Raw genomic sequence first — 16,222 nt, 5'->3', positions numbered from 1 at the left:
CTCCTGCCTTGCCATATCGAGTGCCTGCCATGTTCGACGCAAAATTCCAGACCTTCGGCGACGCCAGCGCCCCCGCCCTCGGCGCCGCCCGGCTCAAGCTGCTGCGCGCCGAGCTGGAGCGACGGGGACTGGACGGGTTCGTCATTCCCCGCGCGGACGCCCACCAGAACGAATATGTGCCACCCTGCGACGAGCGCCTCGCCTGGCTCACCGGCTTCACCGGCTCGGCCGGGGTCGCGCTGGTGCTGCGCGAGGAGGCCGCGCTGGTGGTGGATGGCCGCTACACGCTGCAGGCCGCGGCCCAGCTCGACCCGGCGGCCTATACCGTCGTGCCGCTCGCCGAGACCTCGCCCGAGCGCTGGCTGGAAAAGCACCTGCCGGCGGGCGCGCATTTCGGCTACGACCCATGGCTGATCACCCTTGACGGGCTGGAGCGGCTCGGGCGCGCGGTCGGTAATGCCGGGGCGGTGCTGGTCGCGGTGGACGGCAATCCGGTCGACGCCGTGTGGGCCGACCGTCCCGCCGCCCCGCGGGCGCCGATCAGCCTGCGCGCGCCGGAGCTGGCCGGCGCCACGGTTGAGGACAAGCTCGCCCGCCTGCAGAACGCGCTCGGCGAGGAGAAGCTCGACGCGCTGGTGATCTCCGATCCGCATGGCGTCGCCTGGACCTTCAATATTCGCGGCGGCGATGTCTCCTTCACGCCGCTGCCGCTGTCCTGGGCGCTGGTGCCGCGCGAGGGCCGCCCGACGCTGTTCGTCGACGGGCGCAAGCTGACCAACACCACACGCGACGCGCTGGCGCAGATCGCCGAGATCGCCGAGCCGATGCTGCTGGAGCGCGCCGTGGAACTCGCCGCGAGCGGGGGCGCCACGGTCCGGCTCGACCAGGCCACGGCGCCGGCCCTGCTCGCCGCGCGCATCGAGGCGGCGGGCGGCAAGGTCTCCAAGGGCGCCAGCCCGGTCGCGCTGATGCAGGCGGCCAAGAACGAGGCGGAACTCGCCGGCATGCGGGCCGCCCACTTACGCGACGGCGCGGCGCTGACGCGCTTCCTCGCCTGGTTCGACCGCAACGCCCATGATGGCGGCCTGACCGAGATCGACTGCGTGTGCGCGCTGGAGAGCTTCCGCCGCGAGACCGGCAGGCTCAAGGACATCTCCTTCCCCACCATCGCCGGCGCCGGGCCGAACGGCGCGCTGCCGCATTACCGCGTGAGCGAGGCCAGCAACCACCCGCTCAATCCGGGCGAACTGTTCGTCATCGATTCCGGCGCGCAATATGAGGACGGCACCACCGACGTCACCCGCACCCTCGCCGTCGGCTCGCCGAGCGACGAGATGCGCGACCGCTTCACCCGCGTGCTGAAGGGGCACATCGCGATCCAGCGCTCGGTGTTCCCGGCCGGCACCACCGGCGCGCAGCTCGACCCCTTCGCGCGGCGGGCGCTGTGGGAAGCGGGGCTGGATTTCGACCATGGCACCGGCCATGGGGTGGGCGCCTATCTCTCGGTGCATGAGGGGCCGGCGCGCATCTCCAAGCTCGGCACGGTGGCGCTCCGGCGCGGCATGGTGCTCTCCAACGAGCCCGGCTACTACAAGACCGGCGCTTACGGCATTCGGCTGGAAAACCTCGAAATCGTGGTCGACGGCCCGGCGATTGCGGGAGCCGAGCGCCCGCTGCTCGGCTTCGAGACCCTGACGCTGGCGCCGTTCGACCGGCGCGGGCTGGACCTCGCCTTGCTTAACCCCGACGAGATCGCCTGGATCGACGCCTATCACGCGCGGGTGCGTGCCGAGATTGCGCCTCTCCTCGACGCGGCGGATCGCGACTGGCTGATTGAGGCGACGCGGCCGCTGTGAGGCGCCCCTTCGCGCCACCGCACAGGTGTCAGCGTGGCGCGACCGGCCTTCCGGGGCGAATGGCTCCAGCACATCGATGAGTTTTCGGGTGATGGTTTGATGGAACCATCACCGATACACGGCGTTTACCTGCCAGCCGGACGACATTCGAAGCTGGGAGACGTGTCTATGACCACGATTCTTATCGTTATTCTTATCCTTATCCTTATCGGTGCCCTGCCGAGCTGGGGCTATAGCCGCAGCTGGGGTTATGGGCCGAGCGGCATCGTCACCGTTCTCCTGATCATCCTGATCGTGATGATGCTGACGGGCCGCGTCTAACCCCCACGCTTTTCTGCCCGAAGCGCGGCGACCGGAGACGGCGCCGCGCTTCGGCGCGTCTGCGGCAATCCGTGCGCTGAAGCTGCCGCTAGGCGCGGGCGAGTTCCAGCCACTCGTCCTCAGTGAGCACCGCGACGCCAAGCTCGCGCGCCTTGGCGAGCTTGGAGCCGGCATCGGCGCCGGCCACCACATAATCCGTCTTCTTAGACACAGAACCCGCGACCTTGGCCCCTAACCGCTCGGCCATGGCCTTGGCCTCGTCGCGCGTCATCTTCTCCAGCGCGCCGGTGAACACAACAGTCTTGCCGGCCACGGCACCGGAGGCGGCGATGATCTCCATCGGCTCCGGCGTGACTTCTTTCAGCAGCGCGGCGAGCGCGGCCTCGTTATTCGGCTCGACGAAGAAGTCGACCACCGCTTCCGCCACCACCGCGCCAATGCCTTCCACCGCGATCATCTCGCCCCAGGCCTCGTTGCCCTTCGGGAATTCCGCGCCCGGAGGCACGGCGGCGAGCGCGGCGTCGCGCAATGCCTCGATGGTCGGGTAATGGCGCATCAGCCGCTTGGCGTTGGTCTCGCCCACATGGCGGATGCCGAGGCCATACAGCAGCCGGTTCACCGGCACCGCGCGCCGCGCCTCGATGGCGGCGAACAGGTTCTTCGCCGAGGTCTCGCCCCAGCCCTCACGGTTCTTCAGCCGCGTCAGCGCGCCGGGCGCCGAATCGCGGCGCTCCAGCGTGAAGATGTCGGCCGGCTGCTTGATGAGCCCGGCCTCGAAGAACGCCTGGACCTGCTTCTCGCCCAGCCCCTCTATGTCCAGCGCATCGCGCGAGACGAAATGGCGGATGCGCTCCACCGCCTGCGCCGGGCAGATGAGACCGCCGGTGCAGCGGCGCACCGCCTCGCCTTCCTCGCGCACCGCATGCGAGCCGCAGGCCGGGCAGACGGTCGGGAACACATAGGGCCTGGCGTCGGCCGGCCGCCGCTCCAGCACCACCTCGACGACCTGCGGGATGACGTCTCCGGCGCGCTGGATGCGCACGAAATCGCCCTCGCGAATGTCGATGCCGCCGCGGATCGGCTCGCCATTGCCGCCGATGCCCTTGATGTAATCCTCATTATGCAGCGTGGCGTTGGACACCACGACGCCGCCGACCGTGACCGGGGTGAGCTTGGCCACCGGGGTCAGCGCGCCGGTGCGCCCGACCTGGATCTCGATGCGCTCAAGCTGCGTCACCGCGCGCTCCGCCGGGAATTTGTGCGCGATGGCCCAGCGCGGCGAGCGCGAGACGAAGCCGAGCCGCTGCTGCAAAGCGAGGCTGTCCACCTTGTAGACCACGCCGTCGATGTCGTAGCCGAGCTGCGAGCGCTGCGCCTCGATCCTGCGGTAATGGGCGAGCAGATCGTCGGCCGAGCGGCAGACCACGGTGAGCGGATTGGTCGGCAGGCCCCAGCGCGCGAAGGCCTCGATCACGCCGGACTGCGTGTCGGCGGGCAGCTCGCCACCCGACACCTCGCCCCAGGCATAGGCGAAGAAGCGCAGCGGGCGGGCCGCGGTGATCGCCGGGTCGAGCTGGCGCAGGCTGCCGGCGGCGGCGTTGCGCGGGTTGGCAAAGAGTTGTTTGCCGGCTTCCTTCTGCCGCTCATTGAGCGCGGCGAAGTCGGCATGACCCATATAGACCTCGCCGCGCACCTCGAATACGGCGGGAATCTCGAACATGTCCCGCCCCTTCAGGCGGGCGGGAATGTCGGGAATCGTGCGCACATTATTGGTGACATCCTCGCCCTCGAACCCGTCGCCGCGGGTGGCGGCCCGCACCAGTTCGCCGCCCTCATAGCGCAGCGAGCAGGACAGGCCGTCGATCTTCGGCTCGGCGGTGAGGGCGATCTCGGCGTCCGGCGCGAGCCCGAGAAAGCGGCGCACGCGGGCGACGAATTCCTCGACATCCTCGGGCGCGAAGGCATTGGAGAGCGAGAGCATCGGCACGGCGTGGCGGATCTTGCCAAATTTCGGCGAGGGCGCGGCGCCGACCCTCACCGAGAGGCTGTCGATCCCCTTCAGCTCGGGATATTCCGCCTCGATCGCCTCGTAGCGGCGGCGCAGCGCGTCATACTCGGCATCGGAGACGGTGGGCGCGTCGTCCTGATAATAGCGCCGGTCATGGCCGGCGATCTCCTCGCCCAGCCGCTTGTGCTCGCTCGCGGCCTCGGCGGCGGTGAGCTTCTCGACCTCGGTCGGGGCGGTGTTGTCGGCCATGGTCATCTCGCGGATTCGGCGCTTTTCAGCAGGCGCTCGGCGGCGGCGCGCGCTTCGCTCGACACTTCGGCACCCGAGAGCATGCGGGCGATTTCCTCGCGGCGGTGATCCTCGCTCAGGGCGGAGACGTGGGTTGCCACGCGGTCATGGTCGGCCACCATCTCCTTGGCGATGCGGAAATGATTGGCCGCGCGGGCGGCCACCTGCGGGGCATGGGTCACCGCCACCACCTGCACGCCGGCCCCGAGCCGCGCCAGCCGGCCGCCAATGGCGTCCGCCACCGCGCCGCCGACCCCGGTGTCGATCTCGTCGAACACCAGCGTCGGCGCAGAGCCCTTGTCCGCCAGCACCACTTTCAGCGCCAGCAGGAAGCGCGCCAGCTCGCCGCCGGATGCCACCTTCATCATCGGGCCGGGCCGCGTGCCCGGGTTGGTGCGCACCCAGAATTCGATGCGGTCGAAGCCTTCCGCCTGGCCCTCGGCCTCATCGCTCTGAATGTCGGTGATGAAGCGCGCGCGCTCCAGCTTCAGCGGCGGCAACTCGGCGTTCACCGCCTCGTCGAGCGCGCTTGCCGCGTCGCGGCGCGCCAGCGACAGCGCCTGCCCGGCGCGGCGATAGCTAGCCTCGGCCACGCTGGCGGTCTCCTCCAGCACCTTGAGGGTCTGCGCGCCATGGTCGAGCGCGTCGAGCTGGTCGGCGAAGCGGGTGGCGACCGCCGGCAGGTCGTCGACCGTGCAGCTATATTTGCGGGCCGCCGCGCGCAGGGCGAACAGCCGCTCCTCGATGCGCTCCAGTTCCCGCGGGTCGAAATCCGCCGCCGCCAGCGCCGCGTCGAGGTGGCTGCGCGCCATCTCCAGCGCGTTGAGCGCGGCGTCGATTGCCTCCACGGCCGGGCGCACCAGCACTTCCACCTCGCCGGCGCGGCGTTCCAGCCGGCGCACGGCGGCGGCGAGGCCGGGGATCGGCGAGGCCGAGCCGCCGACCGCTTCCTGCGCATCGGCGAGGTCGGTGGCGATCTTCTCGAAGCGCATCATGTCGGTGCGGCGGGTGGCGAGCAGTTCCTCCTCGCCCGGCTCGGGGCCCAGGGCGGCGAGTTCGGCCACGGCGTGGCGGATATAGTCGGCCTCGCGCGCCGCCTCGTCGAGCCGCGCCCGCTCCTCACCCGCCGCCTTGCGCGCCGCGCGCCAGCCGCGCCACAGCGCCGCCACCGCCTCGGCGTCCGCGCTCAGCCCGCCATAGGCGTCGAGCAAGGCGCGGTGCGAGGCGGGATCGACCAGCGCGCGGTCATCGTGCTGGCCGTGGATTTCCACCAGATGCCGGGCGAGATTGCGCAGCATCTGCGCGCTGACCGACTGGTCGTTGACGAAGGCACGGGTGCGCCCGTCGGCGTGCTGCACGCGGCGCAGCACCAGCGCGCCGTCATCCTCTATGCCAGCGTCGGAGAGGATCGCGCGTACCGGATGATCGAGCGCGAGATCGAACTCGGCGGTGACCTGCCCCTGCGCCGCGCCCTGGCGCACCAGCGCGCCGTCGCCGCGCCCGCCGAGCGCGAGCGTGAAGGCATCCAGCAGGATCGACTTGCCCGCCCCGGTCTCGCCGGTAAGCACGGTGAGGCCGGGCCGGAAGGCGAGGTCGAGCCGCTCGATGAGCACGATGTCCCTGATCGACAGGGCGGCCAGCATGCGTGACGCTCCAGAACCTGTTCGCGCGAAGGGGCCGCCACGGCCGGTGATTCCCTCGTCATGGCGGACCCGATCCTGCTTCTAGCAGGTCAGGACCGCGCGCGCACCGACGTTCTTCTTCTGTTCGCGTGCGAGGGATGGGGAAAATCCGGCGGGACCGCCCCCGCCATGCGTCTCAGCCGAGGCCGAAGCCCTTGAACGCCTTGGCGATCCAGGACTGCTCGTTCATCTGGGGCGAGACGCCGCGCGACTGCACCAGCTTGTAGGCGTCCTTGTACCAGTGGCTGTCCGGGAAATTATAGCCGAGCACCGCGGCCGAGGTCTGCGCCTCGCTGATCACGCCGAGCGCGAGATAGGCCTCCGCGAGGCGATACAGCGCCTCCTCGACATGGCGCGTGGTCTGGTAGCGCGTGACGACGACCTTGAAGCGGTTGATGGCGCCGGCATAGTTGCGCTGCTCCAGATAGTAGCGCCCGACCATCATCTCCTTGCCGGCGATCTGGTCGCGGGCGATCTCCATCTTCTTCTTCGCGCTCACCGCATATTCGGTGTCGGGATATTTGCGCACCACTTCCTCAAGCGCATCGATCGCCTTGCGGGTGCGTTCCTGGTCGCGGGAGATATCGGGGATCTGGTCGTAATAGGAGGCGCCGAGCAGGTACTGCGCATAGGCGGCGTCGGCCGAGCCGGGATGCAGCGCCAGATAGCGCCGCGCGGCCGCGATCGCCTCGTCATAGGAGCCGGTGGTGTAATTGACATAGGCGATCATCAGCAGCGACTTGCGCGCCCAGTCCGAATAGGGGTGCTGGCGATCGACGTCCTCGAAGCGCGAGATCGCCTCGACATAATCTTCCTGGCGGATGAGGGTCAAGCCCTCATTGTAGCGCTGCTCGGCCGGGACTTCGGGCACGTTGAATTCGTCGGTCGGCTCCGGGAACAGATTGGCGCAGCCGGCCATCGGCACTGCGACCACGACGGCGGCAAGAAGCCGGATCGCCACTGCGCGGCCGATGAAGATCTGCCCCGCGCCGGCGCGGACGGTCCGAAGATAACGCATCACAAGCTTTAATCCCGATCCGGGCGCTTCACGCCGGCGCATTGCCGGCCACGTCCGCCCCGCACAAACCCTTCATGGCTGCTAAAGCCGCTTTCGGTCGGGATTATGGCGTTTGGCCCGTCCGCGGCAAGCGACATGTTGCAACGCGATCCCGACAGCGGAATTCGGCGATGCCCGGCGCCGTGCCGAAGCTGGGAGGCGACGGTAATCAGAGTTCCGGCGCGTAGGCGGGAACCGCGACCGTGATGGCGCCGCTGACATCACGCAGCGAACGACGCGACGGCAGGCGGGCTTCCACGATCTCATAGGCGGAGCGATCGGAGAGCAGCGCCTCGATCACGGCGAAGTTCAGCTTGTGGCCGCCGCGATAGGAGCGGAAGCGGCCCATCAGCGGCAGGCCGCTGATCGCGAGGTCACCGACGGCATCGAGCGCCTTGTGGCGAACGAACTCGTCGGCATAGCGCAGGCCGGTCGTGTTCACGATGCCGTCTTCGGTCAGGCAGATCGTGTTGTCGGGCGAGGCGCCGAGCGCATAGCCCGCCTGCCACAGCCGCTCGACATCGCTCACGAAGCCGAAGGTACGCGCGCGGGCCAGTTCCTTGCGGAACACGTCCGGCGACAGGGTCGCGGCGTAGCGCTGGCGGCCGATCGCGGCGTGGTCGAAATCGATCTCGACCTCAAGCCGGCAACCATAATCGTAAGGGGAGAGCTCGCCGAAGCCGGTGGCGGTCTCGATGCGGACCGGCTTGAGAACCTTGAGATAGCGGCGGGCGCTGTCGGTCTCGACGATGCCGACCTCGTCCACGGCGGAAACGAAGCCCTCGGCGCTGCCGTCGAGGATCGGCACTTCCGGCCCGTCGAGCTCGACATGGGCATTGTCGATGCCGAGGCCGGCGAAGCAGGCCAGGAGATGTTCGACGGTGGAGACGGCCGGACCGCTTTCATCACGCAGGACGGTGGCGAGATCGCCGCCACGAACGGCGGAGCGGCAGGCGCGGACGGACTGGGAGCTGTCGGAACGGTAGAAGACGATGCCGGTGTCGGGATGGGCCGGAGCGATGCTCAGCCGCGCGTCCTTGCCGGAATGTACACCTACGCCCGAAAGCGTGATGCTGTCGCCAATCGTGGTCTGTCTTACAGCGTTCATTCCAGACCCAAGGAGCGGACGAAAAACGCCATCCGCTCTCCCCCAAATTTCCCACAAACCAACATAGTTCGCCGCCAGGTTTTGAGAGACGCGAATCTCCCGTGACGGCTTATCGTTGGGCTGCAAGATATCGACGGGGCACAGCGGTGCCAAATCACGCTTGCTTACCGTCTGTTACCGATGCACCGCTCCTGCAATAACTGAAAAAGCCTAACAATTCCAAAACGTAGCACCCGGCCCTTTCAGGCCGGGTGCTGCATTGCGTCAGAGGGCTGTTACAGAGCGGCGCGTCGCCGTCCGCGGCCCGGCGCGTGCCGGGCCGAGCCGTGTCCGGCCAGTCTCCCGGCCCGGCTCTCAGCCCTGGCGGCGGAGGAAAGCCGGGATGTCGAGATGGTCATCCTCGGCCGGGCGGGCCGCCATCGGACGGCCATGGGCGTCGAGCGGACGCTGGGCCGGGCGCTTGGCGAACTCGGACGGCTCGGGGCGCATCTCGGCGAGCGGACGGGCCTCCGGCTGGGCGGGCGCCTGCGCGCGGCGCACCATCGGGCGCATCTCGGCCGGCGGGTCCACCTCTTCCTCATCCGAATGGCGGCCGAGACCGACATTGGCGAGACGCTGCAGCAGCGTCATGCGCTTCTTTTCCGCGTGGTGATGGTCCGGAGCCTCGCCGCGCGCGGCGCGGATCTGGTTCTGGGCCGGCACCGGCAGTTCGTCAACGCGCGGCATGCGGGGCATGCGGGGCTCGGGACGCTCGGCCTGCGGCGGGATGAAGGGCTCGTTCGCCTCGTCCTCATAGTCGTCATAGGCCGCCGGGGCCGGCTCCGGCTCGACATAGAGCGAGGCCTTGGGCGGCACGGCGCGGATGGTCACGTCGTCGATGGCGGCCGTGGGCATCGGGGCCTGCTCGTAGGCCGGCTCGGCGCCATAGCCGCGATCGCTCGCGGCCGGGGCGGCGAAGGCGGGCTCATAGTGCGGCTCCGGCGCGTAATGCGCGGCTTCCTCGGTGAGCGCGGAGGCGACCGAACGCAGGGCGGCGTCGCGGCGAGCTTCCACGGCGGCGCGGCCGGCGTTGGAGACCTTGCGGCCGCCCAGATCGGCGAGGTTCGAGAAGGAGTGCGGGATCTGCTCGGGGATCACCGCCGGGTCGATCCCGGTGGCGACGACCGACACGCGAATCAGGCCTTCCAGCGTCTCGTCGAAGGTGGCACCGAGAATGATGTTCGCGTCCGGGTCGACTTCCTCGCGGATGCGGGTCGCCGCCTCGTCCACCTCGAACAGGGTCAGGTCCTTGCCGCCGGTGATCGAGATCAGCAGGCCGCGGGCGCCGCGCATCGACACCTCGTCCAGCAGCGGGTTGGCGATCGCCGCCTCGGCCGCGTGCAAGGCGCGCTTCTCGCCGGACGCCTCGCCGGTGCCCATCATCGCCTTGCCCATCTCGCGCATCACGGCGCGGACGTCAGCGAAGTCGAGGTTGATCAGGCCTTCCTTCACCATCAGGTCGGTGATGCAGGCGACGCCCGAATAGAGCACCTGGTCCGCCATCGCGAAGGCGTCGGCGAAGGTGGTCTTCTCGTTGGCCACCCGGAACAGGTTCTGGTTCGGGATCACGATGAGCGTGTCGACGCCCTTCTGCAGCTCCGCGATGCCCATCTCGCCGATGCGCATGCGGCGCTGGCCCTCGAAGTGGAAGGGCTTGGTGACCACGCCCACGGTGAGGATGCCGAGTTCGCGGGCCGCGCGGGCGATGACCGGAGCCGCGCCGGTGCCGGTGCCGCCGCCCATGCCGGCGGTGATGAACACCATATGCGCGCCGGCCAGGTGATCGCGGATCTCGTCGAGGGCTTCCTCGGCGGCGGCGCGGCCGACTTCCGGCTGCGAGCCGGCGCCCAGGCCCTCGGTCACGGCGACGCCCATCTGAACGATGCGCTCGGCCTTGGACAAGGTGAGTGCCTGCGCGTCGGTGTTGGCCACCACGAAATCCACGCCCGACAGGCCGGCGGTGATCATGTTGTTGACGGCGTTGCTGCCGGCGCCGCCGACACCGAACACGGTGATGCGGGGACGAAGTTCGCGGATATCAGGAACCTGAAGGTTGATGGTCATTGCATTTGTCCCCTAACGCCGGCGGGCTCACGTCCCGTCCCGATGATCGCTGTAGTGATCTCTATAGTGCCGGTTCCGCCGGCGCGGATTGGGTTGAACACGTCAGAAGGCCTCCCTCAGCCAATGTCCGACGCGCGAGAAGTAGCCGTCGGCCTCGCCCTGCGAGGCCCTGCGGCGGCGCGCCTCGAAATGTTCGAGACCCGCCACCTGCGGATAGACGAGAAGCCCGGTCGCCACCGCGAAGGGCGCGCCGCGCGCGGCTTCCGGCAGGCGCGAAATGCCGAGCGGGCGGCCGATGCGCACCTGCGGACCCAACACCTTGCCGACCAGCTCGGCATGGCCGGTGAGCTGCGAGGCGCCGCCGGTAAGCACGACGCGCTGGCCCGCGCCCGCGGCATGGCCGGAGGTCACCAGCCGGTCGCGGATCATCTCGACGATTTCCTCGATGCGCGGCCGGATGATCTGCAGCAGGCGCGACTTGGGAATCGCGCGCGGCAGGTCGCGGTGATCGTCGGAAATCGAGGGCACGGTGAGCATTTCGCGGTCGTCGGCGCCGAGCGCCATCACCCCGCCATGCAGGCTCTTCAGCCGCTCGGCATCGGCGAGGCGGGTGGACAGGCCGCGCGCCACGTCATTGGTGACATGCTGGCCGCCGACCGCGATGCCGTCGACATGTACGCACTGGCCGTTCATCACCACCGCGACGGTGGTGGTGCCGGCGCCGAAATCGATCAGCGTCACGCCAAGCTCGGATTCATCGTCCGCCAGCGTCGAGAGTGCGGCGGCGTAGGGCGCGGCGACCATGGCCTCGACGCCGAGATGGCAGCGCTCGATGCACAGCAGCAGATTGCGCACCGCGGAAGCTTCGGCGGTGATGACGTGCAGGTCGACGCCGAGGCGCCGGCCCAGCATGCCGCGCGGTTCGGCGATGCCGGCCACGCCATCGATCGCGTAGCCGACCGGAAGCGCGTGCAGGATGGTGCGGCCCTCGCCGACCACGAAGGTCGAGGCGGCGTCGAGCACGCGGCGGATGTCACCTTCCGCGACCGCCGGCTCCGGCAGGTCGACTTCGGCGGCGAAATGCTCGGAGGACAGACGCCCGCCCGCCATGGAGACCACGACGGAGGCGATCTGCGCGCCGGCCATGCGCTCGGCGGCGTCGACCGCGCGGCGGATGGCGTGCTCGGCGCGCTCCATGTCGACCACCGTGCCGCCCTTGATGCCATGGGCGCTGGTGTGGCCGATGCCGAGAATGTCCACCGAATGCGTGCGGCGGCGCAGGCTGTTGGAGAAATCGCGCGGCTTCAGCCGGGCGATCAGGCAGACGATCTTGGAGGTGCCGACCTCCAACACGCCGACGACGCCGGAACGCTTGGGGGGGATCGGCCGCATCTTCGGCGCGATCTCGAAGGGAGCGCGGGGCCTCATGTATTGCCTCCCTTCTTCGCGGCCTTGGCCTTCGCCTTCAGCTCAGCCTGGCGTGTCTCATAGGCGGCGTCCGAAAGGCGCACGGAGACCCGGTCGGCCAGTCGCAGATCGATGACGGTGATGTCGCGCGACAGCAGCGACTTGTCGCGGTCGAGCATGGCGAGCGCGGAGAGCGCGTCCGGCATGTCCTGTTCCGGCAGGCGCACGTCGATGCCGTTGCGCATCTTCAGCGTCCAGCGGCGGTCGGCGACGCGGATCGCCGCGCGGACCTGCTCGCGCACCGCCGGCACGAGGCTGAGCGCCTCGACGATCTCGGTGACGTGACGCTCGGCGCCGTCGCCGACCACGATCGGCAGGCGGATATAGCGGGGATCGTCGGAATAGGGCGCGATGACCGTGCCGTCGCGGGCGATGACGTTGATCATGCCGTCCTTCTGCCAGAGCGCGAAGCCCTCGCGCTCCACCACCTGGATGTCGAGGCGGTCGGGATAAAGCTTCTGCACCGTCGCCCGCTTGATCCAGGCGAGCTGCTCCAGCCGGGTGCGCGCGGCTTCCGCGTCGAGGAACACCAGCGAGGAGGTCGGCTTCACGCCAGCGGTGGCGAGGATATCGCCGGGGGTGACGTGATTCTGGCCGGAGAGATTGACGGTGGCGATCTTGAAGCCGGCGATGTTGGCGCCGACATCGGCCATGTCGCGGACGGTCTCGATCGCCTCGGGCATGTGGCCGCCGCGCTGGAGGCCGTAGGCGCCGGTGGCGGCGAACAGCAGCGCCACCAGCCAGGTGCCGGCGCCGCAGGTCGCGGCGCGCGAGGAGGACAGGCCGACAAACAGCCGGCGCCCGCCGATGACGACGCGGTTGAACACCCGCCCGCCGGCGCCGGAGGCCGCCGAACCAGACGTCGTCTTGCCCGACGCGGACTTGCCGGTCGCAGCCGGCTGACCGCGCCCCGAGGGCCGGTCAGCGCGCGCGCCGCGCATCTGTCTCGTGGCCGTGCCCGCGCCTTCTCCCGCAGGCGTCTGCCTGGGGTTCAGCGATCGAGCGAGGCGTCCTCCACCATCCATTTAACCAACTCACCGAACGAATGGCCTGCATGGGCTGCAAGTTCGGGCACAAGCGACGTCTCGGTCATTCCGGGCTGAGTATTGACCTCCAGAACGATCAGGCCGGATTCGTCTCCGGTCCGATCGTCGTATCGAAAGTCCGTTCTGCTGATGCCCCGACAGCCGAGCGCGCGATGCGCCTTGACCGCTAACATCTGCGCCTTTTGGTAAACATTCGGTAAAATTTGGGCCGGAAGGATGTGACGAGATCCGCCGGGGGCGTATTTTGCCTCGTAATCGTAGAACCTTAGATCCGACTGGATTTCGATGACGCCCAGCGGCTCATCATTCATCACCGCGCAGGTGAGCTCCAGACCGGGAATGTAACGCTCGGCGAGAATCAGTTCGCCATGCGGCCAGTCGGCGCGCGTCAGCTCCTGCGGCGGGTGCTCCTGATCCTCGGGGACGATGAAAACACCGACCGACGAGCCCTCATTCACCGGCTTCAGCACATAGGGCCGCTCCATGACATGGGCACGCGCGGCCTCCAGCCGGCTGACCACCTTGCCCTCCGCCAGCGGAATACCGTGGGCGGCGAGGATGATCTTGGCCTGCGCCTTGTCCATGGCGAGCGCCGAGGCCAGCACGCCGGAATGGGTGTAGGGAATCTGCAGGAATTCCAGCAGGCCCTGGATCGTGCCGTCCTCGCCATAGGGGCCGTGCAGCGCGTTCAGCACGACGTCCGGCTTGAGCTGCGTCAGCACCTGCGCCACGTCGCGGCCGACATCGACGCGCGTCATGCGCAGGCCGACGCTCTCCCCCGCCTTGGCGCAGGCCTCGCCCGAGCGCAGCGACACTTCGCGTTCCGACGACCACCCGCCCATCAGGACGGCGACATGCTTCGACATGATGTTTCCTCCGCCCGTGATGACCGGGCCAACAGCGTCACTCTTGCCTCCTTCCCCCGCGTGGAGAGGAGGAACCGTCAGGCCGGAATGCCGATTCGCTTGATCTCCCAGTCCAGCTCGACGCCGGACTGGGCCTTGACCCGGGCGCGGACCTCCTCGCCCAGGCCTTCGATGTCGGCGGCGCTGGCGCCCCCGGTATTGATCAGGAAATTGCAGTGCATGTCCGAGACCTGCGCCGCCCCGCGCCGCAAGCCCCGGCAGCCGGCGGCGTCCACGAGCTGCCACGCCTTGTGGCCGGGCGGGTTCTTGAAGGTCGAGCCGCCGGTCTTTTCGCGAATCGGCTGCGAGGCCTCGCGGGCCTGGGTGATTCGTTCCATCTCGGCGAGGATGTCGGCCGGCTCGCCCGGCTCGCCCTGATAGAGCGCGCTGGTGAAGATGACATCGGCCGGCGCGCCGGAATGGCGATAGGAAAAGCCGAAATCGGCATTGGCGAACACATGGACCCGGCCCTGCCGGTCGATGCCGCGCGCCTCGATCAGGCGATCCTTGGTCTCGCCGCCATGGGCGCCGGCATTCATGCGCAGCGCCCCGCCGATGCCGCCGGGAATGCCGCGATAAAAGGCGAGCCCGGCAATGCCGGCATCGGCCGCCGCGCGGGCGAGCTTAACGTCCGGCACCGCCGTGCCGGCGCGGACCCGGTGCCCGTCCTCGATCGCGATCTCGCTGAAGCCGCGCCCGAGGCGAATCACCACGCCGGCCACGCCGCCGTCGCGCACGATCAGGTTCGAGCCGAGCCCGATCACGGTGACGGGGATGTCCGCCGGCAGCGCCTTGAGGAAATAAGAGAGGTCGTTCTCATCCGCCGGGGTGAACAGCACCTGAGCCGGCCCGCCGACGCGGAACCAGGTGAGATCGGCCAGCGGCTGATTCGCGATGAGCCGCCCGCGCAGGTCCGGCAGGCGGGCGGCCAGTTCGGCCGTGATGTCGGGGAAGCTCACGCCGCGCTCTCCCGCGCCAGCTGTTCGGGCAGCGCGTAGGCCCATTGGGTGATGTTGCCGGCGCCGAGGCAGATCACATAATCATCCGGCTTCGCCAGCCCCTTCACCAGCCCGGCCAGCGCGTCGGGCCCGGACAGCGGCATCACCGAGCGGTGGCCGCGCGCGCGCAGCGCCTCGACGAGATGATCGCGGTCGATGCCCTCGATCGGCGCTTCGCCGGCGGCATAGACATCGGCGACGATCACATGGTCGGCGTCGTTGAAGCAGGTGGCGAACTGGTCGAACAGCGATTGCAGGCGGGTGTAGCGATGCGGCTGCACCACCGCGATCACCTGCCCGTCGGTCGAGGCGCGGGCGGCGCGCAGCACGGCGGCGATCTCCACCGGGTGGTGGCCGTAATCGTCGAAGATGGTCACGCCATCCACCTCGCCGGTGCGGGTGAAGCGGCGCTTGACCCCGCCGAAGCCGGCGAGCGCGGAGCGGATCTGTTCGTCGCTGGCGCCCAATTCCCGCGCGACCGCGATGGCGGCGGTGGCGTTCAGCGCATTGTGCTTGCCCGGCATCGGGAGAACGAGGTCGCGCAGTTCGTGCACCACCGTCCCCGCACGGTCGCGGAACAGCACAGAGAACCGCGACTGACCGCCCTTGAGGTCGATCTCGACGATGCGCGCATCCGCCTGCGGGTTCTCGCCATAGGTGATGACGCGCCGGTCCTCGACGCGCCCCACCAGCGCCTGCACCACCGGATGATCGGTGCACATCACCGCGAAGCCGTAGAAAGGCAGGTTCTCGACGAAGGTGCGGAACGCGGCCTGCACCGCGTCGAAGGTCTTGAAGTGGTCGAGATGTTCGGGGTCGATATTGGTGACGATGCCGACCTCGACCGGCAGCTTGAGGAAGGTGCCGTCGCTCTCGTCGGCCTCCACCACCATCCATTCGCCATCGCCGAGCCGGGCATTGGTGCCGTAGGCGTTGATGATGCCGCCATTGATCACGGTCGGATCGAAGCCGCCGGCATCGAGCAGGGTGGCGACCAGCGAGGTGGTGGTGGTCTTGCCATGGGTGCCGGCGACGGCGACGCAGCTTTTCAGCCGCATGAGTTCCGCCAGCATCTCGGCGCGGCGCACCACGGGAAGGCGCTGGGCGCGGGCAGCGACCAGTTCGGGATTGTCGCGCCGGATCGCGGAGGAGACCACCAGCACCTCGGCGCCCTCGATGTTCTCGGCCGCATGGCCGATCAGCACCTTGATGCCCTTCTCGGCGAGGCGCTTCACATTGGCGCTCTCCGCGACGTCGGACCCCTGCACCGTGTAGCCGAGATTGTGCAGCACCTCGGCAATGCCGCTCATGCCGATGCCGCCGATGCCGACGAAATGGATGGGGCCGAGTGAGAGCGGAAGTTTCATCGAAGCGGTTTCCTCT

12 protein-coding genes are annotated in these 16,222 nt (G+C 68.9%); 2 read left to right on the top strand and 10 right to left on the bottom strand.

Going from position 1 to position 16,222, the window contains the following annotated elements; translation table 11 throughout:
- The first annotated feature begins 29 nt into the window (after nucleotides 1–29).
- Nucleotides 30–1,856 carry an aminopeptidase P family protein gene (locus MKI84_RS17240; protein WP_241621490.1) on the top strand — a complete coding sequence of 609 codons (1,827 nt, stop codon included), beginning with the start codon at nucleotides 30–32 and terminating at the stop codon, nucleotides 1,854–1,856.
- A gap of 168 nt (nucleotides 1,857–2,024) precedes the next feature.
- A complete protein-coding gene (locus tag MKI84_RS17235) occupies nucleotides 2,025–2,177 on the top strand; it encodes a DUF3309 domain-containing protein (RefSeq protein WP_241621489.1) in 153 nt (50 codons plus the stop codon).
- Nucleotides 2,178–2,265: 88 nt separating this feature from the next.
- On the opposite strand, the gene ligA is transcribed toward MKI84_RS17235, so the two are convergent.
- From ligA to murC, 10 genes are all read right to left on the bottom strand, one after another.
- Nucleotides 2,266–4,440: an NAD-dependent DNA ligase LigA gene (ligA, locus tag MKI84_RS17230; protein WP_425353857.1), complete on the bottom strand. Its 2,175-nt coding sequence runs from the start codon at nucleotides 4,438–4,440 to the stop codon at nucleotides 2,266–2,268.
- On the bottom strand, nucleotides 4,437–6,116 hold the full coding sequence (gene recN / locus MKI84_RS17225; RefSeq protein WP_241621487.1) for a DNA repair protein RecN: 1,680 nt from the start codon (nucleotides 6,114–6,116) through the stop codon (nucleotides 4,437–4,439). Before recN ends, ligA begins: the two co-directional genes overlap by 4 nt.
- A 175-nt stretch (nucleotides 6,117–6,291) precedes the next feature.
- Nucleotides 6,292–7,110 (bottom strand): outer membrane protein assembly factor BamD, encoded by an 819-nt coding sequence (locus MKI84_RS17220; protein ID WP_342593650.1) that lies wholly within the window; start codon nucleotides 7,108–7,110, stop codon nucleotides 6,292–6,294.
- A gap of 271 nt (nucleotides 7,111–7,381) precedes the next feature.
- Nucleotides 7,382–8,320: a UDP-3-O-acyl-N-acetylglucosamine deacetylase gene (gene lpxC / locus MKI84_RS17215; RefSeq protein ID WP_241621486.1), complete on the bottom strand. Its 939-nt coding sequence runs from the start codon at nucleotides 8,318–8,320 to the stop codon at nucleotides 7,382–7,384.
- 354 nt (nucleotides 8,321–8,674) lie between these two features.
- Nucleotides 8,675–10,423: a cell division protein FtsZ gene (ftsZ, locus tag MKI84_RS17210; RefSeq protein WP_241621485.1), complete on the bottom strand. Its 1,749-nt coding sequence runs from the start codon at nucleotides 10,421–10,423 to the stop codon at nucleotides 8,675–8,677.
- Between the two features lie 102 nt (nucleotides 10,424–10,525).
- Entirely contained in the window at nucleotides 10,526–11,851 is a 1,326-nt protein-coding gene (gene ftsA / locus MKI84_RS17205; RefSeq protein ID WP_241621484.1) for a cell division protein FtsA, read from the bottom strand.
- Complete coding sequence (locus tag MKI84_RS17200; RefSeq protein WP_241621483.1) at nucleotides 11,848–12,831, bottom strand: cell division protein FtsQ/DivIB; 984 nt, start codon at nucleotides 12,829–12,831, stop codon at nucleotides 11,848–11,850. The genes ftsA and MKI84_RS17200 overlap by 4 nt, the downstream gene beginning before the upstream one ends.
- Nucleotides 12,832–12,881: 50 nt before the next feature.
- Nucleotides 12,882–13,802 carry a D-alanine--D-alanine ligase gene (locus MKI84_RS17195; protein ID WP_241621482.1) on the bottom strand — a complete coding sequence of 307 codons (921 nt, stop codon included), beginning with the start codon at nucleotides 13,800–13,802 and terminating at the stop codon, nucleotides 12,882–12,884.
- 77 nt (nucleotides 13,803–13,879) lie between these two features.
- On the bottom strand, nucleotides 13,880–14,800 hold the full coding sequence (murB, locus tag MKI84_RS17190) for a UDP-N-acetylmuramate dehydrogenase (RefSeq protein WP_241621481.1): 921 nt from the start codon (nucleotides 14,798–14,800) through the stop codon (nucleotides 13,880–13,882).
- Nucleotides 14,797–16,206 carry a UDP-N-acetylmuramate--L-alanine ligase gene (gene murC / locus MKI84_RS17185; protein WP_241621480.1) on the bottom strand — a complete coding sequence of 470 codons (1,410 nt, stop codon included), beginning with the start codon at nucleotides 16,204–16,206 and terminating at the stop codon, nucleotides 14,797–14,799. The genes murB and murC overlap by 4 nt, the downstream gene beginning before the upstream one ends.
- Between the last annotated feature and the right edge of the window lie 16 nt (nucleotides 16,207–16,222).

The organism is Ancylobacter gelatini (assembly GCF_022601675.1).
In the GTDB taxonomy this organism is placed as follows: Bacteria; Pseudomonadota; Alphaproteobacteria; order Rhizobiales; family Xanthobacteraceae; genus Ancylobacter; species Ancylobacter gelatini.
Note: the sequence above shows the minus strand (reverse complement) of the source record. Positions and strands in the feature narration are given on the sequence as shown.

What these genes read in the sequence shown, in the direction of transcription:
- ftsZ (WP_241621485.1), bottom strand. Translation starts at nt 10,423, where the DNA reads ATGACCATCAACCTTCAGGTTCCTGATATCCGCGAACTTCGTCCCCGC.
- MKI84_RS17200 (WP_241621483.1), bottom strand. Translation starts at nt 12,831, where the DNA reads ATGCGCGGCGCGCGCGCTGACCGGCCCTCGGGGCGCGGTCAGCCGGCT.
- lpxC (WP_241621486.1), bottom strand. Translation starts at nt 8,320, where the DNA reads ATGAACGCTGTAAGACAGACCACGATTGGCGACAGCATCACGCTTTCG.
- ftsA (WP_241621484.1), bottom strand. Translation starts at nt 11,851, where the DNA reads ATGAGGCCCCGCGCTCCCTTCGAGATCGCGCCGAAGATGCGGCCGATC.
- murC (WP_241621480.1), bottom strand. Translation starts at nt 16,206, where the DNA reads ATGAAACTTCCGCTCTCACTCGGCCCCATCCATTTCGTCGGCATCGGC.
- MKI84_RS17235 (WP_241621489.1), top strand. Translation starts at nt 2,025, where the DNA reads ATGACCACGATTCTTATCGTTATTCTTATCCTTATCCTTATCGGTGCC.
- MKI84_RS17195 (WP_241621482.1), bottom strand. Translation starts at nt 13,802, where the DNA reads ATGTCGAAGCATGTCGCCGTCCTGATGGGCGGGTGGTCGTCGGAACGC.
- MKI84_RS17240 (WP_241621490.1), top strand. Translation starts at nt 30, where the DNA reads ATGTTCGACGCAAAATTCCAGACCTTCGGCGACGCCAGCGCCCCCGCC.
- recN (WP_241621487.1), bottom strand. Translation starts at nt 6,116, where the DNA reads ATGCTGGCCGCCCTGTCGATCAGGGACATCGTGCTCATCGAGCGGCTC.
- ligA (WP_425353857.1), bottom strand. Translation starts at nt 4,440, where the DNA reads ATGACCATGGCCGACAACACCGCCCCGACCGAGGTCGAGAAGCTCACC.